The 24,093-nt window shown below is 69.8% G+C and carries 20 protein-coding genes; 17 read left to right on the top strand and 3 right to left on the bottom strand.

All coding sequences use genetic code 11. The features are described from left to right. The 9 genes from ABDV68_RS09705 to ABDV68_RS09745 all read left to right on the top strand — a co-directional run. A partial coding sequence (locus ABDV68_RS09705; protein ID WP_343519668.1) for an inositol monophosphatase family protein occupies nt 1–289 on the top strand: 289 nt, incomplete at its 5' end. A gap of 185 nt (nt 290–474) precedes the next feature. After that, entirely contained in the window at nt 475–2,301 is a 1,827-nt protein-coding gene (locus tag ABDV68_RS09710; RefSeq protein ID WP_343519669.1) for an SLBB domain-containing protein, read from the top strand. Continuing rightward, on the top strand, nt 2,301–3,398 hold the full coding sequence (locus ABDV68_RS09715) for a capsule biosynthesis protein (protein WP_343519671.1): 1,098 nt from the start codon (nt 2,301–2,303) through the stop codon (nt 3,396–3,398). Before ABDV68_RS09710 ends, ABDV68_RS09715 begins: the two co-directional genes overlap by 1 nt. Then, nucleotides 3,391–4,320 (top strand): glycosyltransferase family 2 protein, encoded by a 930-nt coding sequence (locus ABDV68_RS09720; RefSeq protein WP_343519672.1) that lies wholly within the window; start codon nt 3,391–3,393, stop codon nt 4,318–4,320. Before ABDV68_RS09715 ends, ABDV68_RS09720 begins: the two co-directional genes overlap by 8 nt. Further along, nucleotides 4,317–5,609 (top strand): hypothetical protein, encoded by a 1,293-nt coding sequence (locus ABDV68_RS09725; RefSeq protein WP_343519674.1) that lies wholly within the window; start codon nt 4,317–4,319, stop codon nt 5,607–5,609. The genes ABDV68_RS09720 and ABDV68_RS09725 overlap by 4 nt, the downstream gene beginning before the upstream one ends. Then, complete coding sequence (locus ABDV68_RS09730; protein WP_343519675.1) at nt 5,606–6,619, top strand: NAD-dependent epimerase/dehydratase family protein; 1,014 nt, start codon at nt 5,606–5,608, stop codon at nt 6,617–6,619. Before ABDV68_RS09725 ends, ABDV68_RS09730 begins: the two co-directional genes overlap by 4 nt. After that, the gene (locus ABDV68_RS09735; RefSeq protein WP_343519676.1) at nt 6,616–8,439 is read left to right on the top strand and encodes a thiamine pyrophosphate-binding protein; all 1,824 of its coding nucleotides are present in this window, start codon (nt 6,616–6,618) and stop codon (nt 8,437–8,439) included. Before ABDV68_RS09730 ends, ABDV68_RS09735 begins: the two co-directional genes overlap by 4 nt. 268 nt (nt 8,440–8,707) lie before the next feature. After that, nucleotides 8,708–9,115 (top strand): GtrA family protein, encoded by a 408-nt coding sequence (locus ABDV68_RS09740; RefSeq protein WP_343519677.1) that lies wholly within the window; start codon nt 8,708–8,710, stop codon nt 9,113–9,115. Continuing rightward, the gene (locus ABDV68_RS09745; protein ID WP_343519678.1) at nt 9,112–10,077 is read left to right on the top strand and encodes a class I SAM-dependent methyltransferase; all 966 of its coding nucleotides are present in this window, start codon (nt 9,112–9,114) and stop codon (nt 10,075–10,077) included. The genes ABDV68_RS09740 and ABDV68_RS09745 overlap by 4 nt, the downstream gene beginning before the upstream one ends. A gap of 89 nt (nt 10,078–10,166) precedes the next feature. On the opposite strand, the gene rfbG is transcribed toward ABDV68_RS09745, so the two are convergent. Then, on the bottom strand, nt 10,167–11,246 hold the full coding sequence (gene rfbG, locus ABDV68_RS09750) for a CDP-glucose 4,6-dehydratase (protein WP_343519679.1): 1,080 nt from the start codon (nt 11,244–11,246) through the stop codon (nt 10,167–10,169). Continuing rightward, entirely contained in the window at nt 11,231–12,004 is a 774-nt protein-coding gene (gene rfbF / locus ABDV68_RS09755) for a glucose-1-phosphate cytidylyltransferase (protein ID WP_343519680.1), read from the bottom strand. The genes rfbG and rfbF overlap by 16 nt, the downstream gene beginning before the upstream one ends. A gap of 29 nt (nt 12,005–12,033) precedes the next feature. Here rfbF and ABDV68_RS09760 point away from each other — a divergent pair, with 29 nt between their 5' ends. From ABDV68_RS09760 to ABDV68_RS09785, 6 genes are all read left to right on the top strand, one after another. Then, nucleotides 12,034–13,680, top strand: a complete 1,647-nt coding sequence (locus tag ABDV68_RS09760) for a glycosyltransferase family 39 protein (RefSeq protein ID WP_343519681.1) — start codon at nt 12,034–12,036, stop codon at nt 13,678–13,680. Nucleotides 13,681–13,796: 116 nt separating this feature from the next. Next, nucleotides 13,797–14,747: a hypothetical protein gene (locus tag ABDV68_RS09765; RefSeq protein WP_343519682.1), complete on the top strand. Its 951-nt coding sequence runs from the start codon at nt 13,797–13,799 to the stop codon at nt 14,745–14,747. Continuing rightward, entirely contained in the window at nt 14,740–15,609 is an 870-nt protein-coding gene (locus ABDV68_RS09770; RefSeq protein ID WP_343519684.1) for a ThiF family adenylyltransferase, read from the top strand. The genes ABDV68_RS09765 and ABDV68_RS09770 overlap by 8 nt, the downstream gene beginning before the upstream one ends. Continuing rightward, nucleotides 15,606–16,775 (top strand): hypothetical protein, encoded by a 1,170-nt coding sequence (locus tag ABDV68_RS09775; protein WP_343519685.1) that lies wholly within the window; start codon nt 15,606–15,608, stop codon nt 16,773–16,775. Before ABDV68_RS09770 ends, ABDV68_RS09775 begins: the two co-directional genes overlap by 4 nt. Further along, nucleotides 16,772–17,893, top strand: coding sequence for a GNAT family N-acetyltransferase (locus ABDV68_RS09780; RefSeq protein WP_343519686.1), 1,122 nt, complete (start codon nt 16,772–16,774; stop codon nt 17,891–17,893). Before ABDV68_RS09775 ends, ABDV68_RS09780 begins: the two co-directional genes overlap by 4 nt. Further along, nucleotides 17,880–18,836 (top strand): hypothetical protein, encoded by a 957-nt coding sequence (locus ABDV68_RS09785; RefSeq protein ID WP_343519687.1) that lies wholly within the window; start codon nt 17,880–17,882, stop codon nt 18,834–18,836. The genes ABDV68_RS09780 and ABDV68_RS09785 overlap by 14 nt, the downstream gene beginning before the upstream one ends. A 5-nt stretch (nt 18,837–18,841) precedes the next feature. Here ABDV68_RS09785 and ABDV68_RS09790 read toward each other — a convergent pair whose 3' ends face one another. Then, entirely contained in the window at nt 18,842–20,608 is a 1,767-nt protein-coding gene (locus ABDV68_RS09790) for a hypothetical protein (RefSeq protein ID WP_343519689.1), read from the bottom strand. A 127-nt stretch (nt 20,609–20,735) separates the two neighbouring features. Between ABDV68_RS09790 and ABDV68_RS09795 the strand changes: the two genes are divergently transcribed. Together ABDV68_RS09795 and ABDV68_RS09800 are read left to right on the top strand one after the other, a co-directional pair. Then, nucleotides 20,736–22,064 carry a patatin-like phospholipase family protein gene (locus ABDV68_RS09795; protein WP_343519691.1) on the top strand — a complete coding sequence of 443 codons (1,329 nt, stop codon included), beginning with the start codon at nt 20,736–20,738 and terminating at the stop codon, nt 22,062–22,064. A 37-nt stretch (nt 22,065–22,101) separates the two neighbouring features. Next, nucleotides 22,102–23,928: a hypothetical protein gene (locus ABDV68_RS09800; protein ID WP_343519692.1), complete on the top strand. Its 1,827-nt coding sequence runs from the start codon at nt 22,102–22,104 to the stop codon at nt 23,926–23,928. The last annotated feature ends 165 nt before the right edge of the window (nt 23,929–24,093 follow it).

The following is a 24,093-nucleotide window of genomic DNA, read 5'->3' on the forward strand; positions in this document are numbered from 1 at the left end:
GCTGGAACAAGGCGAAGTCGTTGCCGCCGAAAGCTATCCGCGCCTCGTCTTCGGCAGCAACGACGTCGCCTTGTTCCAGCGCATCCTGCCCTGGGATCACGCGTCCGGCGTGCTGTTCCTGACCGAAGCCGGCGGCCACGCCACGCATTGGAACCGTGAGCCGTATCGCGTCGGCGGCGATGGCGCCGGCCTGCTCGTGGCGGCTGATGCGTGGCATTGGGACGCCGCCGCCGAGCTGCTCCTCGTCCCCGGCGGCGCGCTCATCGACATGGAAACCCGTGCGGCATGAAATTTCGTTCCAAGGTGTGTCGGCGTTCGATGGCTTTCCAATCCTCCCCCGCCAGGGGGAGGTGGCACGCGAAGCGTGACGGAGGGGGAGGACTCCCAACCGGCGTTATCGCGTCCGCCCCCTCCGTCAGCCTGCGGCTGACACCTCCCCCTGGCGGGGGAGGATCGAACCGTGTTGCATTTGTCGTGGCTTCGGCCGCCGCCCTGTTCTTGTCGGCACCCGCCTTCGCCCAGCTCGCCTCGCCCGTCGCGCCGGGAGGGCAGGGGACTGACGCTCCGGTGAGCGGCGGCGCGCAAGTCGCCGTTCCGCCGGCCGAAATCGTGCCGTTCCGCCCGCAGACGATCGAGGCGCCCCCGGTCGAACCCTCCGCGCCCGACGCGGAGGCGAGAAGCAAGCCGCCCGCACCGCGCGCCGCCAACGACTATGAGCGCTTCGTCTCGACCGTCGCCGGCAAGCCGCTGCGCCGCTTCGGCACCGAGCTGCTGCTGCCCGAGGCCAAGGGCTTCGCGGTCTCGCCGGTCGCGGCGGTGCCGCCCGACTATCGGCTGAACCCCGGCGACGAGCTGCTGCTCGGCCTCACCGGATCGGTGCAGGCGTCCGGCCTGCGGCTGACGATCGACCCCGAGGGCCGCATCTTCATCCCCCGTGTCGGCGCGATCCGCGTCGGCGGGGTGCGCTATGGCGACGTCCATGCCGTGATCGAGCGCCAGGTGTCGCGCCAGTATCGCGGCTTCGCGCTCGAGGTCGCGGTGGCGAAGCTGCGCGGCGTCACCGTCTACGTCACCGGCTTCGCCGCCAGGCCCGGCGCGTACAATGTCGGCAGCCTCTCGACCCTGGTCAACGCGGTGCTCGCCGCGGGCGGTCCCTCGGAAGGCGGCAGCTTCCGCTCGATCCAGCTGCGCCGCGACGGCAAGCTGGTCTCGGACTTCGATCTCTACGACCTGCTCCTGCGCGGCGACCGCAGCGGCGACGCGGTGCTGCAGAATGGCGACGTGCTCTATGTCGCGCCCGCGGGCGACCAGGTCGCGGTGATCGGCAGCGTCAACCGCGAGGCGATCTTCGAGATCGCGCCCGACGAGACGCTGTCCGACGTGCTCCTCTATGCCGGCGGGATCAGCACGATCGCCGACGGCACGCGGCTGATGATGCTCGACTCGCTCGGCCGCTCCGCGACCGGCTGGACCGAGGTCAGCGCCGCGGAAGCCCGAGTGCGCAAGGCGCAGCGCGGCGATGTCGTGCGCGTGCTCTCCAACATCGATCTCGCGCGGCCGACCGGCCAGCAGTCGGTGCTGGTGACGATCAGCGGCGAGGTGGCCAAGCCCGGCCGCTATTATTTCAAGCCCGGCACACGTCTCGCCGATGTGGTCTCCGCCGCGGGCGGGCTCACGCCCGAGGCCTTCCCCTATGCCAGCGTCATTACGCGCGAGAGCGTCAAGCGCCAGCAGCGCGAGAGCTTCGATCGCGCGATCGACGATGTCGAGCTGCAGCTCACCGCCCAGCCGGTCACTTCGGTCAACCGCTCGCAGCTGATCCAGCCGTCGAACCTCGCTTTGGTCGACTCGGTGGTCGACCAGCTGCGCAAGCGCGAGCCCACCGGCCGTCTCGTCTTCAATCTGCCGGTCGACGCCGCCACGCTCCCGAGCGACCTGATCCTCGAGAATAACGACACGATCCATGTGCCCCCGCGTCCGGTGACGGTCGGCGTGTTCGGCGCGGTGCCGAGCCCGGCGTCCTTCGCCTATCGCTCGGGCGGAACGATCGGCGATTATGTGACCTTCGCGGGCGGGGTACAGAAGCTCGGCGACAAGAAGGAGATCTTCGTCGTCCGCGCCAACGGCACCGTGCTGTCCGACGGCAAGCGCGTGCTGCGCGCGCCGGCGCTGCCCGGCGACCTGATCTACGTCCCGATCGAGGCCAATCGCGGCGAGTTCTGGGCGCGGCTGCGCGACATCACCGGCAGCCTGTTCGGCGGGCTGGTCGGCGCCGCGTCGATCGCATCGATCGTCGACTGATGCGGATGCAACAGACCCTCGCGTGGATCGGCGATCCGCGCCGCCGCCGCCTCGCCTACGCGCTGGTCGCGCTGGTCCTGCTCGTCCTCTGCGTGGTCCCGCGGCCCTATGTCGCGCGCGCCAAGGTCGTGCCGCAGGACGCGGGCAGCATCGGCCTCGGCTCGATGACCAACGCCGCGGGCGGCGGGCTCCAGGGCTTTGCCGCGTTGCTGGGCGGCGCCAAGACGCCGGTCGACTTCTACCTCGCCGTGGGCCGCGGGACCGAGGTCACCGACGCCGTGATCCAGCGCCTCAAGCTGGTCGGCGAGGAGGGCTACCCCAATATCGAGAAGGCGCGCCTCGCGCTCGGCAAGCGAGTGGACATCCACTCGCTCACCGGTGGCATCGTCGAGGTCGAGGTGCGCACCCACGATTCCGCCTTCGCGCAGAAGCTTGCCGAAACCTATGTCCGCGCGATCAGCGACCGACTGACCGCGCTCGGCGAGGATCGCGTGCGGCGCAAGCAGGCGGTGGTCCAGCGCCGCTTCAAGGAAGCCGCCGGCCGCGTGGTCAGGGCCGAAGGCGCGCTCGGCGAGTTCCGCCGTCGCAACAACCTCGCCGCGCCCGAAGCCCAGCTCGGCTCCGCTTTGTCGCTGCGCGCCGGGCTCGAGGCCCAGCTCCAGGCCAAGCTGGTCGAATTGAGCACGCTCGAGCAGTTCCAGGGCCCCGAGAACCCGCAGCTGATGGCGGCCCGCTCCGAAGTCTCGCAGCTGCGCGCCCAGATCGCCCGGAGCGCCCGCCCCGATACCGGCCCCGCCGGCCCCAACGTCGCCGGCCTCACCGAAGTCTCGGGCGAGTATCTCAACCGCTATCGCGACTATCGCTTCGCCCAGGCGCTGTACGAAGTCTACGCCCGCGCTTCGGAGGAAGTCGCGGTCGAGACCCTTGCCGCCGAGACCGCGACCGACGTCCAGATCATCGAGGCGCCGCGCCTCGACGACGACCGCAAGTTCAACATCTCCGCCGTTGCCTTGCTCGCTTTGGTGATCGCCCTCGCGCTGTTCACCGAGGTCTACGCCCCCGCGACCGGCATCCGCCTGTGGCGCTCACATGAATGACCGCCCCGAGCTGTCGATCGTCATTCCCTGCTTCAACGAGGCGGAGAATGTCCTGAACATCGTCGCCGCCGTGACTGCCGAGGCGCAGCGTCACGTCGCGAGCCACGAGATCATCCTGATCGACAACAACTCGACCGACGGCACCCGCGATCTCATGCGCGAGCTCTGCGCCGCCGATCCCCGCGTCCGTGCGATCCTCAACAACCGCAACTACGGCCAGATGCGCTCGCCGACCTATGCCATCTACCAGGCCGCGGGCGAGGCGGTGATCGGCATGTGCGCCGACTTCCAGGACCCCCCGGCGATGATCGGCGAGTTCGTCCGCCAGTGGCGCGCCGGCGCCCAGATCGTCCTCGCCCAGCGCCATTCGGAGCGCACCTCCTGGCTGCTCGGCCAGGCACGCAGGCACGGCTATCGCTTCCTCGCCCGTTATGGCGACACGCCCGTCGTTCCCGGCGCCACCGGCTTCGGCCTGTTCGACCGCCAGGTGGTCGATACGCTCGCCCGCTGGAACGAGCCGGAGCCCTTCTTCCGCGCGATGCTCGTGGAGAGCGGCTTCCGCCTCGCCGTCGTCCCCTTCGACCGCCCCGAGCGCGCCGCCGGGGAGAGCAAGAACGACTTCGCCGCGCTCTTCTCCTTCGCGCTCTCCGGCCTCGCCGGCTCGGCCAAGTCGCTCCTGCGCCTCCCCATCATCCTGTCCTTCTGGGCCGGCGCCGCCGCGCTCGTCCTGCTCCTCGCCGCGCTCGTCGCAGCCCTGCTCGGCGGCCCCGGCCTCGCTTTGCTCGCGGCAACTGCCGTCACCGGCATGTTCGCCGTCCTGCTCCTCTTCCTCGGCCTGATCGGCGAGCAGGTCCGCCTGATCTCGGAGCGCACACGCAACGTCCCCCTGGTGATCGAGGCCGAGCGGATCAACTTCCCGTGACCGGCCGCCTTCGCCTGCTCCCCGAGATCCTCCTCGCCGCCGCCGTGCTGGCGAGCCTCGCCGCAAGCGCGGCCTTCTTCCAGCGCACCGGCTATCTCCCGCAGCCCTTCGTGTTCGACACCAACGACACCTTCATGGACTGGTTCAACACGGCATATTGGGCCAACAACCCGGGCGCCTACGACGTGTGGCGGACGATCTACCCGCCGCTCTCGTTCGTCTTCCTCGACACCTTCAGCCTGCCCGGCTGCTACCTCCAGTCGCCCTTCCACGCGCGCGACTGCGACTGGCTCGGCCGCACCGCGATCTACGCCTTCTACCTGATCGACGTCGCACTGATCTGGCTCAGCCTGCGCCGCCTCGACCGCGCCACCGCGCCAATGCGCACGATCGCGCTCGGCCTCGGCCTGCCGCTGCTCTTCACCCTCGAGCGCGGCAACCTCATCCTCGCCGGCTTCGCCTGCTTCATCCTCGCCCACGGCCCCTTGCTGCGTGAAGGCTGGGGCAGGGCGCTCGCCGCCGCCGCGACGATCAACTTCAAGCCCTATCTCCTGCTCCCCGTGCTCGCCCATGCCGTGAAGCGCGAGTGGCGCCCGCTGGAGATCGCCGGCATCGCCACGGTCCTGCTCTACCTCGCCACGCTCGCTATGGTCGGCGCGGGCACCCCGGGCGAGATCGTCTCGAACACCGCCAACTGGGTCGTGTTCCAGAGTGGGCAGGTGTGGAACGAGATCAACTACTCGACCAGCTACGCCCCGCTGATGCTGGTTCAGAAGGCGCCGATCCCGCTGCTCCAGTTCGTCTCGTCGCAGACCGTCGACACGATCATCCTCGCCGCTTCCACCGTGATCCGCGCCACCCAGGGCATCGCGCTCGCCGCGCTGCTCGCCGCCTGGCTCCAGCCCGGCGCGGTGGGGCGCGAGCGCATCGCCACGCTCCTCCTCGGCGCCTATCTCGTCACCCAGTCGCCCGGCGGCTACACCCAGGTGTTCCTCGTCTTCCTCGTCTTCCTCGAGCCGTTTCGCCGTCCCGGACCGATCGTCGCGATCGTCTGCGCCTATCTGCTGTGCCTGGTCGGCGACGTCCCGCTCTCGACCATCCTCGAGCTGTCGACCAATAGCTGGCTCAGCGGCCGCCCGGTCGAGCCCGAATTCGGCCTCACCATCGGCCATTTCGTCCGCCCCGGGGTGATCGCGCTGCTGGTCTGGGCGCTCGCGCTCGACACGATCGCGCAGAGCGTCCGCGCTCATCGCGCCCACCGCCCGTCGCTGGGGCTCGCCGCGGCATGATCCTCGACCGCGACCTCGAAGCCGTGAACGCGTCGCTCGCCCCGCTCTGGCCGCGCCTGTCGGGCGCACGCATCTTCATGACCGGCGGCACCGGCTTCATCGGCCGCTGGATGCTCGAAGCGCTCGCCCGCGCCGACACCGATGCCGAGATCGTCCTGCTCACCCGCGATCCCGATGCTTTCGCCGAAAAGGCCCCCCATCTCGCCGCCCGCACCACGTTGCTCCCCGGCGACGTCCTGACGTTCGACCCGCCCAGGGGCCGCTTCACCCACATTGTCCACGCCGCGACCGACGCCAGCGCCGCGCTCAACGCGCGCGACCCGCTGCGCATGTTCGATACGATCGTCGCCGGCACCCGCCGCACGCTCGATCTCGCCCGAACCAGCGGGGCACAGCGCTTCCTCTACCTCAGCTCCGGCGCGGTCTACGGGGCCCAGCCGCCGGAAATCACCCACGTCGCCGAAGACTGCCTCACCGGCCCCGATCCGCGCGATCCGCGCTCGGCCTATGGCGAGGGCAAGCGCGCCGCCGAGATGCTCTGCGCGATCTACGCCCGCCAGTTCGGCCTCGAAGTGATCAGCGCGCGCATCTTCGCCTTGCTCGGGCCGTTGCTCTCGCTCGACATCCACTTCGCCGCCGGCAACTTCATCCGCGACGCGATGGCCGGCGCGCGCATCCGCGTCGAGGGCTCGGGGCAGGCGGTCCGCTCCTATCTCTACGCCGCCGACCTCACCGTATGGCTGTGGACGCTCCTGCTCAGGGGCTGCCCCGGCGAGACCTACAATCTCGGCTCCGAGGAAGCCGTCTCGATCGCCGATCTCGCGCGCCGCACCGCCGCGTTGCTCGGCGGCCCCGGCGTCGAGATCCTCGGCCGCCCCGATCCCGGCTGGAACCCCGGCCGCTACGTGCCCTCGACCGCAAAATTCCGCCGCGACCTCGGCCTCGAGCCCACCGTCGATCTCGACGAGGCGATCCGCCGCACCGCGCTTCACAACGGATGGAATCCATGACTCTCGTAAAGCTTTCCGACTGGGTCGCCGCCGCGCTCGTCCAGCACGGCATCCGTGACGTCTTCATGCTGACCGGGGGCGGGGCGATGCACCTCAACCACTCGCTCGGCACGCATCCCTCGCTCAAGACGACCTTCACCCATCACGAGCAGGCGCTGGCGATGGCCGCCGAGGCCTATTACCGCCTCACCAACCGGCTCGCGGTGGTCAACGTCACCTCCGGCCCCGGCGGCACGAACGCGATCACCGGCGTCTATGGCGCCTATGTCGATTCGATCGGCATGCTCGTCATCTCGGGTCAGGTGAAGACCGAGACCACCGTGCGCCACACCGGCCTCCCGCTGCGCCAGTTCGGCGATCAGGAGCTCGACATCGAGGAGCTGGTCCGCCCGGTCACGAAGTACGCGACGATGGTCACCGATCCGCACTCGATCCGCTATCATCTGGAAAAGGCGATCCACCTCGCCACCACCGGCCGCCCCGGCCCGGTGTGGCTCGACATTCCGCTCGACGTTCAGGCGGCCAAGATCGATCCCGACGACCTGCTCCCCGGCTTCGACCCGGCCGAGCTGGACCAGCCGTGGCGGGCGACCGATCTCGACGCCACCGCCGATGCGATCCTCGCCAAGCTTGCCGCTGCCGAACGCCCCGTCGTGCTCGCCGGCGGCGGCGTGCGCCTCTCCGGCGCGCACGCCGAGTTCCTCGAGCTGATCGGGAAGCTCGGCATCCCGGTGGTCACCGGCTGGAACGCGCACGACGTGCTGTGGAACGATCACCCGCTCTATTGCGGCCGCCCCGGCACGGTCGGCGATCGCGGCGGCAACATGGTCACGCAGAGCGCCGATCTGCTCCTTATCCTCGGCAGCCGCCTCAACATCCGCCAGGTGAGCTACAACTGGAAGAGCTTCGCGCGCGAAGCCTATAAGATCTGGATCGACATCGATCCGGTCGAGCTCGCCAAGCCCACCGTCGTCCCCGACATGCCGGTGGTCGCCGACCTCGCCGACCTCATCCCCGCGCTGCTCGCACGACCCTATGCCGGTCCGACCGAAGCGCACAGCGAATGGCTCGATTGGTCGCGCGAGCGGGGCGAGCGCTTCCCCGCGGTGCTCCCCGAGTATCGCGAGCACGGCCCGAGCATCCACCCCTATGTCGCGATGGACGAGCTGTTCGCCCAGCTCGGCGACGACGACATCGTCGTCACCGGCAACGGCAGCGCCTGCGTCGTCAGCTTCCAGGTGGCCGACCTCAAGCTGGGCCAGCGCCTCTGGACCAACTCCGGCTGCGCGACGATGGGCTACGACCTGCCCGCCGCGATCGGCGTGTGGGCGGCGACGAACGGCGAGAAGCGCATCATCGCCATCGCCGGCGACGGCAGCATCATGATGAACATCCAGGAGCTGCAGACGATCGCCGGCTACGATATGCCGGTGAAGATTTTCCTCGTGAACAACAGCGGTTACGTCTCGATCTTCCAGACGCATCGCAACTTCTTCAACGGCGTCGAGGTCGGCGGCGGGCCCAAGAGCAACGTCACCTTCCCCGATTTCGGCAAGGTCGCGACCGCCTTCGGCTTCGCCTATTTCCGCGCGGAATCGCACAATGACCTGCCCGGCGCGATCGCCGCCGCGCTCGCCGCCGAGGGGCCCGTGCTGTGCGAGCTGATCATCGACGAGCATGTCGCCTTCGCCCCCAAGCTCGGCGCCAAGGCGCATCCCGACGGCCGCATCACCTCGCCCGCGCTGGAGGACCTCTCGCCCTTCCTCCCGCGCGAGGTGCTGCGCGAGAACATGCGCATCGAGCTGATGGAGGAATCGTGATGGGCTTCCGTTCCCTCAAGCAAACGCCACACCGTATCGAGACCCGGCGAAGATCGGCCGAGGTGAATCCTCCCCCGCCAGGGGGAGATGGCGCCGAAGGCGACGGAGGGGGAGGACTCGCGTCTCAAGTGGATCGTCGTCCTCCCCCTCCGTCAGGCTGCGCCTGCCACCTCCCCCTGGCGGGGGAGGATTTCGAGTCCCCGCAGACTACGGTGCTCTTGCCTTCGCAGGGGAATCGACGGAATTTGTCGGAGGCGAGGCACCCGTCATGATCGCCCGCAACGCCGAACGCCCCCTGCGCTTCGCCGCGGCCGGCATCGCGAACACCATCTTCGGCCTAGGCATCTACCCGCTGCTGCTGTGGGCGGTGCCGCTGTTCCACACCCATTATCTGCTCGCGCTCGGCATCGCGCAGGCGGTGAGCCTGTGCTTCGCCTTCACCACCTACAAGCTCGGCGTGTTCCGCACGCGCGGCAATGTGATGCGCGAGTTCGGCGCCTTCGCCGGCTTCTACCTCGCCAACTACGCCGCCAACTGGGTCGCGCTGCCGATCCTGGTCGAGGTCGGCGGGATCCCGCCGGTGATCGCTCAGCTCGGCTTCGCGCTGGTGATCATCGTGACCAGCTGGTTCTGGCACAGCCGAGTCACCTTCCGCGCGGCGGGGAGGGGGGCATGAGTCACTTCCTCCACCGCGCCTGTCCGGCTTGCGGCTCGCGCGACACTCGCACCGAGATGCGCGCCGGCAAGGCGGCGGAGACGATGACCCTCGACGCGCTGCGCCCGTTCTGGGCGGGCCTGTTCAAGGCGAAATGCTTCTTCTCCTACCACCGCTGCGGCGGCTGCGGGCTGCTCTACAATCCGGTGTTCTTCACGGGCCAGCAGCTCGGCGAGCTCTACGCGCGCATGGCGCCGAACATGGACGCGGTGGGCGACGCGGCGATCGTCGCCACCCAGCGCGGTTATTTCGCGCGGGCTGCCGCGAGCGGTGACCTGGCGGGCGGCTATCTCGAGATCGGCCCCGATGTCGGCCATATCGTGCGCGAGGCGGCGCGCCATGGCGGGTTCGACCGCTTCTGGCTGTTCGAGCCCAATGTCGCGATCCACGACCAGCTGCGCGCCTCGGCGGGCGGCAAGCCGGCATTGCTCTCGACCGGCATGGACGATCTCTCCCCGGTGCCCGACGGCTCGGTCGGCCTTGCGGTGATGGTGCATGTGCTCGATCACCTGCTCGACCCGCTGGCGATGCTGACTCAAGTCCGCGCCAAGCTGCGTCCCGGCGGCACGCTGATGATCGTCACCCATGACGAAAGCTCGCTGCTGCGCCGGTTGATGGGCGAACGCTGGCCGCCCTTCTGCCTCCAGCATCCCGAGCTCTACAATCCCGCGACGATGAAGGCGCTGCTGGCCCGCGCCGGTTTCGCCGATGTCGGGGTCGAGGGCAGCCGCAACGTCTTCCCGCTCGATTTCCTCGTGCGCCAAGCGGCATGGGCGGCGGGCGTCCGGATCAAGCGCGTGCCGCTGCCGCCGGTCCCGATCGGCCTCAAGCTCGGCAATATCCTGACGCTGGCGAAGGCGCCGGCTCAGGCCGCGGCGGAATCGATCCTCCCCCGCCAGGGGGAGGTGGCACGCGTAGCGTGACGGAGGGGGAGGAAGCACGCCGCCAGCGTTCTGGAATCCCCCCTCCGTCAGCTTTCACCTGACACCCCCTGGCGGGGGAGGATGGATCTTCAAGCAGCGGCGCGCATGCTCGAAGCGGCCGAATAGGCGGCGATCTGGGCGAGGGTGACGGCGCGCGCATCTCCGCCCGCGCCGATCGCCTTGTGCCACTCGACGATCCATTCGATCGCGCGGTCGAGCGTCAGGGCGGGGCGCCAGCCGAGCGCGGCGCGCGCCTTCGAGCTGTCGAGCCGCAGCAGCCCGGCCTCGTGCGGCCGCGGTCCGCCGTCGAGCAGCGGCGCGTCGCCGCCGCCCCATGCCGCGCGCATCCGCTCGACGATCCAGCTCACCGGCCTCGCATCCTCGTCCGACGGGCCGAAGTTCCAGGCATCGGCGAAGCTGCGCTCGCCCGCCATCAGCCGCTCGGCGATCGCGATGTAACCGCCCAGCGCCTCCAGCACATGCTGCCACGGCCGTACCGCATCGGGCGCGCGGATCAGCGGCGCGGCGCCCGCCTCGAACGCGCGGATGAGGTCGGGGATCAGCCGGTCCGCCGCCCAGTCGCCGCCGCCGATGACGTTGCCCGCGCGCACCGTGGCGAGGGCGGGGCCGTCAGCCTCGAAGAACGAACCGCGCCACGACGCCGCGGCGAGCTCGGCGCAGCCCTTGCTGCTGCTGTACGGGTCGTGCCCGCCCATCGGGTCGGCCTCGCGATAGGGCCACACCCATTCGCGGTTGGCGTAGCATTTGTCGCTGGTGACGCAGACGATGGCCTCGACCCCGCCGACCTTCCGCGCGGCCTCAAGCACGTGCACGGTCCCCATCACGTTGGTCGCATATGTACCTACAGGGTCGGAATAGGACTCCCGCACCAGCGGCTGGGCGGCGAGGTGGAAGACAAGTTCCGGCTTTGCCCTGGCGAACGTGGAATGCACCGCGTCGTAAACGCCAACATCGTCCACGACATGTTCCACCAATTCTCCAATCCGCGCCGCCTCGAACAGGCTCGGCTGGGTCGGCGCCGGGAGCGCCAGGCCGGTCACTTCGGCCCCCAGCGAATGCAGCCACAGGCTTAGCCAGCTGCCCTTGAATCCGGTATGCCCGGTGACCAGCACCCGGCGCCCGCGCCACCCGCTCACCAGCGCTTCCACGGCGCATTTCCGCCGTTCCACAGCTCCTCCAGGTACAGCTTGTCGCGCAGCGTATCCATCGGCTGCCAGAAGCGGTCATGGCGGTAGCCCATCAGCTCGCCCCCGCGCGCCAGCGTCTCCAGCGGCCCCTGTTCCCACACCGTGTCGGGCCCGTCGATCAGGTCGAGCACCGAGGGGTCGGCGACGAAGAACCCGCCATTGATCTGTCCCCCGTCCCCGGCGGGCTTTTCCTTGAAATCAGTGACTTGAGTGCCCTTGAACTCGAGCGCGCCGAAGCGTCCCGGCGGCGATACCGCGGTGATCGTCGCGCGCAGCCCGTGCGCCTTGTGGAAGCTCACCAGGTCGGCGATGTCGATGTCCGCCACCCCGTCGCCATAGGTGAAGCAGAAGGGCTCATCGTCATCGAGATACTGGCGGATGGCGCCCAGCCGCCCGCCGGTCATGGTCGCCGCGCCGGTCTCGACCAGCGTGATCCGCCACGGCTCGGAGCGCGCATGGTGCACCTCCATCCCGTTGCCGCCGCGCAGGTCGATCGTGACGTCGGAGGTGTGGAGGAAGTAGTTCGCGAAGAACTCCTTGATCAGATAGCCCTTGTAGCCGAGGCAGATCACGAAGTCGTTGAATCCGCTCGCCGAATAGATCTTCATGATGTGCCACAGGATCGGCATGCCGCCGATCTCGACCATCGGCTTGGGCCGGACGGCCGTCTCTTCGCCAAGCCGGGTACCAAGACCGCCGGCCAGGATTACGGTTCGCATCGTCACTCCACGTCATGCCATTCGGCAACATGACGGACCCGAACCACCCCGCCCGTAACGCGCGCCGCTCCGGCTGGGGCGAGCGTGCGCTTCTTCTCCTCATCCTGCTCGGGGCGGCGGCGATCCGCATCCGCGGCGTGGGCTTCGGGCTGCCCGCGCTCAACGACCCCGACGAGCCCCTGTTCGTGATGATCGCGATCGACATGTTGCGCGGCGGCAGCCTCAACCCGGGCTGGTTCGGGCATCCCGCGACGCTCACCTTCTACGCGCTCGCGCTGGTGATGCTGGCGGTGGGCGGGATCGGGATCGCGAGCGGGCGCTTCGCCGGTGTCGATGCGTTCGTCGCCGCGGTTTATGCCGATCCCGCGATCCTGTTCGTGCCCGCGCGGCTGTTCTTCGTCGCGTGCGGGGTGCTGTGCGTGTTCCTGACCTGGCGGCTGGGGCGGCGGCTCGGCGGGCCGCGGTTCGGGCTGCTCGCGGCGGCGCTGCTCGCGGCCAATTCGATCCATGTCGAGTATTCGCAGCTGATCCGCACCGACGTCCAGGCGAGCGTGTTCATCCTGCTCGCGACGCTCGCCGCGCTCGACATCCTGGAGCGCGGAAGGCTGCGCGATCACGCTGCCGCGGGTGCGTTCGTCGCGCTCGGCATCGCGACCAAATGGCCGGCGGCGCTGATCGCGCTGAACCCGCTCGCCGCGGTGCTGTGGCGCGCAGCCCCCCGCGGCCCGTTGCTGCGCCCGCTCGCGACATTTGGAGCCAGCGCCGCCGCGACGCTGCTGATCGTCTCGCCCTATCTGCTGCTCGACCATGCGACGGTCGCGCAGAACCTCGCCGGCGAGGCGCGACCGCTGCACCCGGGCGCCACCGGCGGCGGCTTCCTCGCCAATCTCGACTGGTATGTGCGCGGGCCCTTGCTCGAAGCCTTCGGATGGCTTGGCCTGGCGGCGGCAGCGGCGGGCGCGGTGCTCGCGCTGCGCAGCCGCCACGCGGTCGTCGCGATCCTGCCCGGCGTGGCGGCGCTCGGCATCGTGATTTGCGCGCAGGCGCTGGTGTGGGAGCGCTGGCTCGTACCGCTGCTGCCTTTCCTCGCCCTCGCCGCCGCCGGCACGATCGGCACGCTGGCCAACATGCTGCGCAGGCGTCTGGGACGACGGCCGACCGGCTTCGAGCCGGTCGCGGCGCTGGTGCTTCTCGTCCCGATGCTCGCCGCCGCGCAAGCCGGATATATCGAGCGCGCCAACGACACCCGCCAGGCCGCATCGGCCTGGATCGAGGCGAATGCCCCGCGCGGCAGCACGATCCTGGTCGAGCATGCCGCGATCGACTTGATCCAGCGCGGCTGGGGCGTACGCTTCCCGCTCGGCTCGGCCGGTTGCATCGATGCGCGCGACGCCCTCGCAGGCAAGATCAGCTACGGCGAAGTCGAGAAGAAGCGCACCGGTCGCGCCGTCGTCGATCTCGGCCACGTCGCACCCGAACGGCTGGCGAGCTGCCGCGCGGATTTCGCGATCTTAACCCATTACGACGTCTATCGCGCCGACCCGCAGGCGTTCGCGGACCAGCTCCGCATCTACCGCATGCTCGCCGCTGGCGGGCGCATACGCGCGACCTTCCGGCCCGTGCCGGGCGAACGCGGCGGGCCCGTGATCCGGATCGTTGAATTGCGCCGAAGCTAGCGCGCCGATTGCAGAATTCGGTAACTTAGCCCCTATATACGGCGCTGGCCAAACGGCGCGACCGCGGGGGGAAAACATGTCTGCCGATTTCGCCCTGCTGCCCGGGTAGCGCCGCCATGTGGCTCAAGGCGCTGATCCAGCCCACCCTGAACCTGTCGGTGAAGCTGTCGTCCAGCCACGCCGCGCATGTCTATGAGCGCCCGGGCCGCTGGATGCCGGCCGAGGAGCGCGCGGCGCTCGCCGCGGCGCTGCGCGAGATCGCGGCGCGCTCGCTCCCCTCCGGCCAACTCGATTACGGCGTGTTCCGCGCGGATTCGGGTGCGCTCGACCGCGCCGTGATCATGCTGATCCGCGAGCGCGGCTCGGGCCGTCCGGTGGCATTCAACGCGCTCGCTTTGCTCGACGTCACCTATCGCGGGCGGCCGGAGACCGTCACGCATCTTGGCCTGGTGCTGATCGACCCTGAAGCGCGGGGAAAAGGCTTTTCCTGGGCGCTCTACGGCATGACCACCTTGCTGCTGTTCGTGCGCAACCAGCTGCGCCCGTTCTGGATCTCGAGCGTGACTCAGGTGCCGGCTGTGGTCGGGCTGGTCTGCGAAGGCTTCAGCAACGTCTTCCCGTCGCCCGACGGCACCGTTCGCCGCTTCGATCACCTCGCGCTTGCCCGCCAGATCATGCAGCACCACCGCGCCGCGTTCGGCGTGAGCGAGGATGCGCGGTTCGACGAGAGACGGTTCGTGATCGAGGACGCCTATCGCGGCGGCTCGGATCACCTCAAGAAGAGGTTCGACGATGCGCCCAAGCATCGCGATGCGGCGTTCAACGACTTCTGCGCCGCGACGCTCGACTATCACCGCGGCGACGATGTGCTGCAGGTCGGCCAGATGAACCTCGCCGCCGCGCGCCGCTATCTGCTGCAGGACGTGCCGCGGCACTCGCTGCCGGCCTTGCTCGGCGCCGCGCTGTTCCTGCTCGTCCAGCGCGCGCTATTGCCGGCGATCTACTGGCTCAGCCCGGGACGCCAATGGGGGCGGCTGCGGCCGTGGCGGGAGAAGCGCGATGTTTGACTATGGCGAGATGACCACCCGCAACATCGGCTTCGTCAGCGAGGCCGAGCAGACGATGCTGCGCACCACGCCGGTGTTCGTGTGCGGCACGGGCGGGATGGGTGGGGCGTGCCTGATGGCGCTGGTCCGCGCCGGCTTCACCCGGCTGGTGATCGCCGACCTCGATGCGTTCGAGGTGTCCAACCTCAACCGCCAGCTCTTCGCGACGCTCGACAGCGTCGGCCGGCACAAGGCCGAGGCGAGCCGCGACCAGTGCCTGCGGATCAACCCGGAGGCGCAGATCGAGGTGCTGCATCGCGACTGGCCTAAGCATCTCGATCGCGTGCTGGAGACGGCGAAGATCGTCGTCAACGGCACCGACGATCTGGCGGCGGGGCTGCGCCTCTATCGCGGCGCCCGCGCCAGCGGCGGGACGGTGATCGACGCCTATGCCTCGCCGCTGCCGTCAGTCTATGTCACGCGGCCGGGCGATCCGATGCCCGAGGAGCGGCTGCGCTATCCGACGCGCGGCAAGCCGGTCGACGCGGTGACTGACGCCGATCGCGCCGAAGCGTTCCTGCGCGAGGCCGAGCATGTCATGCTCAACAGCAGCTCGCGGCACCATATCGACCTCGATCTCGCGGGCGAGGTGGCGGCGGGACGTCGCAGCCGCATGTCGTTCGCGCCTATGGTGATCACGACGGGCATGCTGATGGCCTATGAAGCCATCCACCTTGCGGTCGGACGGTCGAGCGGCACCGATTGCCGCGGCTGGTTCCTCAACGTCTACAAGCCGCGCGTCGAGCGTCCGCTGCCGGCGCCGGTCGCCGCGCTGCTGCGGCCGCTGGTGCGCCGCGCCTTGCAGCGGATGATCGCGGGATGACCGCCGCGGCGATCGCCGACAGCTTGGTCAATGCGCTGGGGCTTGCCGGCGTGCTCGCGCTGATGCTCGCCGTGCGCCGCCGTGATGCACAGGGAGCGATGCGCTGGCGGTGGACCTTGGCGCTCGGGCTGGTCGCGGTGATGTATGCCAGCCGCGGCCTGTTCTGGCACGGCGCCGGTGCGGGTTTCAACACCGTGACCGCGGTCGCCGCGGCGATGATCCCGCTCGCCGTCCTGTTGCTGGTCGAGGGGTTGATCCGCCGCCACGCACCGCTCGCCGTCAAGCTGCTCGTCCTTGCCGGCACTGTTGCGGTGCTGATCGCCAGCCTCGCCGGCGAGCGCTGGGCCACACTCGCGCTCGGCGCGCATATCGCGCTCGGCATGACGCTCTGCGTCGCGACGGCGCTGGCCGGGTTACGGGGGCTCGATCGTGCCGAGCGGCGCGCGGTGATCGCGCTGGCGCTGTGCCAGGTCGCGCTGATCCCGGCGGCGCTCACCGATTTCCGCGAACTGCCGCTCGACATGCCGGCGCGGCTCTCGCCGCTCGCGGTGATGCTGCTCGGCTGGGTCGGGCTGACGATCGGCGCGTGGCGGGTGCGCGAGCGCATCGTGTGGCTCGCCTTCCTCGCCGCGATCGCAGCGCTGGCCGGGGCGGGACTCAGTGCCGGAGGGACTGGACTGAGCGGAACGCAAGCCGCGCTCGTGGTGCTTGCCGCGCTGCTGCTGGTGACGATCAGCGCCGAGGCGGTCACGTCGCAGGACGCCGGCCTCGCGCTGCGCCGCGCGCTGGTCGCGACCCCGCCGGGAAGCCGCGAAGCATTGCTGCAGGCGATCACCGCCAGCGAGACGCTCGGCGCCGGCGCGATCCTGTCGGGCGCGCTGATCGAGGCGGCCGAACCCGAGGCGCTTGCCGCGCTGGTCGCTGTGCATCCCGTGCTGCGCCGCCGCGACGCGCCGTGGGGCATGGCGCGCGACGCGATTCTGGCCGAGGCGGTCACTGCGCTGTTCGAGACGCACAATGCGACGCATCTCCTGGTGCTGCGCGACGCGCCGCTCGAGCTGCTCGCGATCAACCTGCCCGGCCTCTCGGCTGATCCTTCCGCCGAGACCGATCTCGCGCTCGCGCAGCGGCTGCTCGCCGCGACCTCCCGAAGGGATTCCGCATGATCACGCTGCGCACCGGCGACCGCGCCGCCGCCTTCGAGGTACCTTTCCGCGTCTATCCGGCGTCGAGCCCCTATGTGTCGCCCATGCGCGCGGATCTCGACCGCATCCTCGATCCCGCGCGCAACCCGCTGGTGACCGAAGGCCATGGCCGGTTCGAGCTGTTCACCGCGCACCGTGACGGGCAGCCGGTCGGGCGGATCGTCGCCGCGATTCACGATGCCTCGAATATCCGCAACGGCACCCGCCGCGCGCAGTTCGGCTTTTTCGACTGCGCCAACGATGCCGAGGTCGCGGCGGCGCTGCTGGGGGCCGCCGAAGATTGGGGCCGGGAACGCGGGGCAGCCGAGATCGCCGGCAATTTCAACCTCACCGCGATGCAGATGACCGGCGTGGTCACCAAGGGGTTCGATGCCGCGCCCTATACCGACATGATGTGGTCGCCGCCCTATCTCCCGCGCCTGCTCGAGGCGAGCGGCTACCGCCCGGTCTTCGACATGACCACCTTCGCCTATGACCTCGACCGGCTCGATCCGGCGATGCTGCTCGGCCCCAAGCAGCGGGCGATTCTCGACGATCCCGACTATCAATGGCTCGGCGTGACGCGCCGCACCTTCGCCGCGCGGATGGAGGATGCCCGGCTGGTGCTCAACGCCGGGTTCGACCGCAATCCGATGTTCGTCCCGCTTACCCCGGCCGAGTTCACCTTCCAGGCGGGCGAGATGATGTGGATCATGGATTATCGTCTGCCCGTGATCGTCCATCATCGCGGCGCCCCGGTCGGCGCCTTGCTCTGCGTGCCCGACATGAACCCGTTCATCCGCGACACCCGCGCACGGATCGGCCTCGCGACGCCGTTCCACTTCCTGCGCCATCGCCTCAAGCGGACGCGCGCGGTGATTCTGCTCTATTCGGTCGACCCGGCGCACCAGAATCGCGGGCTCAACGGCGCGATGCTGTTCCGCCTCGCGACCGCGCTCAAGCAGGCCGGCTATGCGAGCGTCGGCGGCACCTGGATCGCCGACGTCAACGGCGCGAGCCTGCGCCAGGCCGAGAAGATCGGCGCGCGCCCGCTCCACGACCTCGCCATCTTCGGGAAGCAGCTCGATGGTCGGCCCTGACCTCCTCACCCGCATCGTCGCCCGCGCCAGCCTCGCGCCGAGCGTCCACAACGTCCAGCCGACGCGCTGGTCGCTCGACGGCGAGGGCCGCATCCTGCTGCTCGACACGCCGTCGATCCGTTTGCCCGCCGCCGATCCGCGCGGCCGCGACATCGCGATCTCGCACGGCGCAGCGCTGGAGGGCACGTTGCTCGCGCTCGCCACGGAGGGATGGGCGGGACAGGTCGAGCAGGCTGACGGCGCGCTCGCCGCGATCCGCGCGACGCCCGATACTCGCGTGGGGCTGCCCGAGGTCGAGCGCCGCGCGACGTGGCGCGGAACCTTCGTCCCGCTCGCCGACGCCACCGCGCTCGACCGCCTCGCAGCCGAATGCGCCGATCTCGTTTTGGTCCGCGGCCGTGAGGCGGTCACCCGCATCGCCGCGCTCGGCGACGATGCATCGATGCACTTCCTGCGCGAGGACGCGCACCGCAACGAGCTGCGCGAATGGATGCGGCTGACTCGCGCGCATCCGAACTGGGCGCACGACGGCCTCAATGCCGAGGCAATGGCGCTCAGCCCGATCGAGGCGCGTGCGGCTGGGCTGGTACTCGGGGCGTTGTTCCGCCCGCTCGACCGGCTCGGGCTCGCGCGCACGCTCCTCTCGGAGCGCGCCAAGACCGCCAGCGCCGCGGCGATCGCGCTGTTCGTCCGGCCCGCCGGCGAGCCTGCGATCGAGACCGGCCGCGCCTTCTACCGCGCCTGGCTGGCGATGGAGCGGCACGGGCTCGCCGCATGTCCGGTCTCGGTCCTCGCGGACTGGCCGGAGACCAACCGCCTGCTCGCCGCCGAACAGGGCGTTCCCGCCGGGCAGGCGCTGATCAGCGCGTTCCGCATCGGGCAGCGCCCGCCCTCCGCGAAGGTACGCCGCGCCCGCTGGGCGCCGCACCAGCTGATCGGCTGACCGCCTCAGCTGCCCGGCAGCGACGCCACGACCCCACCTTCGCGCGCACTTCCGGCAGCCTCGCACAGCGCCTGCGAGAACATTCGCACATCCTCCGGCCGCCGCAGCATGTCGACCAGCGCCAGCCCGCCGCGCGCGAGCAGCGGCACGGCATAGACCCGCGCGAGGTCGGTCTTGCCCGCCAGCTGCGCCGCGACGCACAGCCCGAGCTGCGCCGGCGGAAAGCCGGGCGCGGCACGCTCGGCCTCGAGCAACAGGCGCAGCGCCTCGTCCGGCTTGCCCTGCTGGATCATGGCGAAGCCGATCCCGGTCAGCGTCTGCCCGAGCGCGCCGCTCACCGGGTTGATCCGCAGCGCGAGCTCGAAGCGGTCGGCGGCGCGCGCCGCATCGCCGCGGATCACGTCGACCCAGCCGCCCCAGAACAAGGCCGGCTGGTGCGCCGGCAGCAGGTGCAGCGCGTGGCCGATGATGCGGTCGGCCATGTCGATGTCGCCGCCGATATTGACCAGCGTGCCCGCGCAATAGCCCAGCGCCTCGACATTGTCGGCGCCGAAGCGCATCGCCGCCTGGTAGTTCTGGATCGCCCGGCGCAGCACCGCCTCGCGGTCGGGGCTGTGGTGCAGCATCCACGCGATACTGTTGCAATAGGCGGCGAGCGAGGTCGCCCAGGGGCACGTCGGATCGTTCTCGACGAGCTCCATCGACAGCGTGATCGCCTCGGCGATCGCGTCCTTCTCCCAGCTGCGCGACAGCGCGTTGGCGCGCCAGTAGCGCTCGTAATCGCCCGACACGGGCCCGGTCAGGCGCAGGCTGCGCTGGCGCTCGGCATGATCGACCTTGGTCCAGATCTGCGGCGCGATCCGCGCGGCGATCTCCTGCTGCAGGGTGAAGCTGGCATCGGACTGGCCGGTGAAGGATTCGGCCCAGAATTGCTCGCCGCTGCGCCCCTCGACCAGCGCGACCGAGACCCGCAGCCGCTCGCCGTCGCGCAGGATGCTGCCTTCGAGCAGGTAGCGCACGCCCAGCCGGTGCGCGATCTCGCCGCGCGCGAGCCCAGCGTCGGCGAGCGTGCGGGCGGCGTTGCTCGATACGATGAAGAGCTGCGGGAAGGCGCTGAGGCACACGCTGACCTCGTCCGCCAGGCCCGCGCCCAGCCAGCCTTGCGCGGCTTCGCCGGGCACGGCGAACGGCAGCACCGCGAGCGAGGGCTTGGGCGGCAGGCGCGGCGCGCGTCCGTGCAGCGTCTCCTCGGCATGCGGCACCGCCGCGCCGAACACTTCGGACGCGGCGGGCAGCGGCGCCGGCGGCTCGGGGACGAGCAGCTCGATCATGTCGCGCACCCGCTCGCGCTCCTCGCGCAGCCAGTCCTCGAACGCGTCGCAATCGGGCAGGTCGATTCCCTCGAGGAAGTCGCCGGCATAGCGCATGCGCGCATCCGGCGGCCCCAGCCCGAGCGCGAAGATGTCGACTTCGATCCGCTCGATCGCCAGCGCGATGCGCTTGGTCTCGGAGATCAGCAGGTCGCCCGCGCCATTCTCGCACAACTGTTTGCGCAGGTTGGAGAGCTCGCGGCGCAGGCTGTCCTGCGCCTGCTTGGCGCCACGCGATCCCCACAGCATCGCCTCGAGCTTGCGGCGCGACCGCACCCCGCCGGGCGAGACCACGACGAGCGCGATCAGCGCCATGCCCTTCTGGCTGCTGATGTCGATGCGGCGCCCGTCCGGCGCGAACAGGCCGAACGGACCCACCAGATTGAGGCGGTAACGGTCCATGATCTCTTCCCCCGCGGGCAGTCTATCAGAATGAATCCGTCGTCACAGGCGATTTTCACGCTTTTCGGATGCGGGTTCGGGCAGGATCGCTCCGCAATGGAATGATTCCGGACGAGGGAGAATGACGATGCGCGCGGTCCTGCTGCTGCCCCTGGCACTCGCGCTTGGCGGGTGCATCAAGCTCGGCGCCAAGCCGATGACCTTCACCTGCGGCGACCTGCTGACCAAGAACGTGCAGACCTATCAGCCGACCCCGCTGTTCGCCGAGCTGCAGCGCGATGCCGGCGGTGACGACCTCCCGCCGGACGCGGCGATCGAGGCAATGGACGCCCTTCCCCAGGACAGGATCGACGACAGTACCGATCCTCTGATTCTCGCGCTGGGCAGGCAGCGGGAGGGGCTCGTCGCGGAGGAGGTGCGCCCGCCGGCGATGCTGATGCTGTCCGGCGGCGGCAGCTGGGGAGCGTTCGGCGCCGGCTTCCTCAATCGCCACGGCCGCAAGGACTGGACGGCGGTGGCGGGGATCAGCACCGGCGCGATGCAGGGCCTGCTGGTCGCGGCGGGCGATTACGAACGGCTGGTGCGCGAGTATGACATCGAGCGGCAGGAGGACCTCGCGCTCACCAACGGCCTGCTCGGCATCGTACGCAAGGGATCGCAATACGACCTGCGCCCGCTGCATGCGAAGGTGATGGCCTATCTGCTCGACGCGAGCGGCGGCGAGACGGCGCTCGCCCGGATGGCGCGCGCGGGCAGCCCCGAGCTGTTCGTCGGCATGGTCGAGGCGCGCAGCGGCGACCTCAAGGTCGTCGCGCTGACCAACATGGTCCGCTCGGTGCTGAATGCCCCAGGCGGCCCCGCCCCCGGGCAGGTCGACAAGCTTGCCGCCTGCGTCGCCGGCGTGACGCTCGCGTCGAGCTCGATCCCCGTCCGTCTGACGCCGGTGCAGATCGACGGCCGGACCTATATGGACGGCGGCGTGCGCGCCTCGGTGTTCGATACCGGCATGGCCCGGCGCCACGCGGCGTTCCAGGCGACGCGCTCGGACCGTGCGCCGCCTTCGGAAATCTACGTCATTCGTAACGGCCCGACCGTCGTGTTCCGTGATGCGCTCGACGCGAAGCTGGGCATTCCCCAGGTCGATGCCCGGCCCGATCTCTTCCGCGTCGGGATGCGCGGCTATTCGACGATCGTCAATCAGAGCGAGCTGATGTCGATCGCGAGCCTGCGGCTCAACCATCCCAAGGGACCGATCTTCGTGATGACCGCCGACGGTTTCAACACGCGGGGAATGAACCCGGAGCCGTGCGGCCCGCGGCCCGAGGCGGTGTTCCATGCCGGCTTCATGAAATGCCTGATCCGCTGGGGCGATACCAAGGCGCAGACCAAGGAGTGGATCAGGCTCCCGGAGGCAGAGTTCAGAGAGATCGAGCCCGAGCAGCGCCGCAGACGCTGACCGCATCCACCGAACCGCAACGCAACGGAGCATCCTCATGCCGTCGATCAGCTATGACAGCCTTGCCGCCTGGTCCAACTACCACCTGACGCTCGGCGCGACGGCCGGCGCCAATCCCATTCCGTCGATGACGATCGAGAGCATCGGGCGTGTCCACGCTGCCGATTGCGGCGGCATGTCGGGGCTCGAGCGCTTCGCCGCGACGGGCAAGCCGCTGCTCGAGCATCTCGCCAAGCTCGCCAAGATGCTCGACCCCGAGCCGCCACTGGAACCGCGTTCGTTCGCCGGCGGCATGGTCGGGCGCGGCTGGAGCTTCAGTGCGCTGATCGGCACCGCGGTGTCGCAGCTGGAGTGCGGCGGGCTGGCGGGGACCGGCGCGCTGAGCGACGCGGAACGGAGCCCGGACTGCTGCGTCCCCGCGCGCAGCATCGCGCTCACCAGCGGCGGCACGCGGCTGCGCGAACTCGTGGCGTGGGCACAGCGCCGCGACCTGTCGATTCGGACCAGCGGAACGCACCTCGGCGCCACCATCGCGGGCGGCGCCGGCACGGCCAGCCATGGCTCGCGGCTCGGCTTCGGCGGCATCCAGGACATGGTACTCGGCATGCACCTGATCACCGGCGCGGAGGAGCATGTCTGGATCGAGCGCAAATCCTGTCCAGTGCTCAGCGACGAGGGATTGAAGCAGCTCGAGATCGACGGCGCGACGCTGCGGGTGGTGCGCGACGACGACCAGTTCGAGGACGCGCTGGTCCATTTGGGCGGCATGGGCGTGGTCAACGGCATGGCGATCGAGCTGGTCCACAATCAGCTCTTTGCGTTGATGCGGCGCAAGGCGTGCATCGATCCCGACTGGCTGGACGAGATCGCGCGCGGCGAGTTCGACAAGACGGCGGCGCGCCTGCGCTGCAAGACACTGCCTGAATTCTACGAGCTGACGCTTAATCCCCATGCGCCGTTCGACGACGACGCGACCCACATGATGTACTTCCCGCGCGAGGCTGAACCGCTGCTGCCACCGGGCGACGCGGGCATCATCCGCCCCTCCGACGCGATCGGGCAGCTCGGGGCGTGGCTCACCCGCTATGTCGCGGCGCACGGTGCGAGCGTACTGGAGCGTGCTGGCCTGCTCAATTCGACCGATCCCGCGTTGCTCCGCGCGCTGCGCATGCTGCTCAAGGGCCATGAATCGGTGTTCGCCTTCTATCGCGCGGAGGGAGCGTTCGAGCCCAATACGACCGATTTCGATCCGGAGGATGCGGGGCGCGAGGGCTTCTACTGGAGCGGGCTCCATCCCGACGAGATCAGCGGCGACGTCCCCGGCGCGCTGTACAATGCGTCCTATGCGATCCCGCTCGATCGCGTCGCGGCGGCGATTCCGGCGATCTCCAAGGCGGTCGGGAAGCTCGAGCCCTCGTTCGTGTTCACGCTGCGCTTCGTCGCCAAGCCGGCGGGAACGCTGGCCTTCACCCGGTTCGACCACAATGCGGTGATCGAGATCGACGGGCTGTCGCCGCTCATCTGCAAGCTCGCCGCGGCGCAGATCCGGCCGGAGACGCCCGACCCCGAGGAGATCCGGCGGGCGCTCGCCGCGCTGTGCGTGACCCTGGAGAAAGGGGCGGCGGCGGTTCGCGGCGCGCTGGACGCGGCGAACATTCCCTATTCGATGCACTGGGCCAAGCTCGGCGATCTCGACAAGGCCAAGGTCTATGCCGATTTCGGCCACCCGCTCGAGCAGGATTCGCTGATCCGCCGCTGGCGCGAGACGCGCGAGCAATTGCTCTCGCCGCTGGGCAAGCGCCTGTTCTGGAACGAGCGGTTGATCGAACTCGGCCTGCTCGATCGTCCCGCACCTTCGAGCTGAAGGGAGCGGGCCGGCCAGATCAGCCGGTCTTGGTCACCACGAACCGGCACGCCGAGCAGGCCTCGCCGCCCGCCTGGCCGAACCAGACGCAATGGTCGCGGATGCCGCAGTTCGGCAGATCCGCTGCGGCCGCCGGCTCGCCGGGCGCGAGGTCGGCCGCAATCA

Source organism: Sphingomonas sp., assembly GCF_039595165.1.
Classification (GTDB): Bacteria; Pseudomonadota; Alphaproteobacteria; order Sphingomonadales; family Sphingomonadaceae; genus Sphingomonas.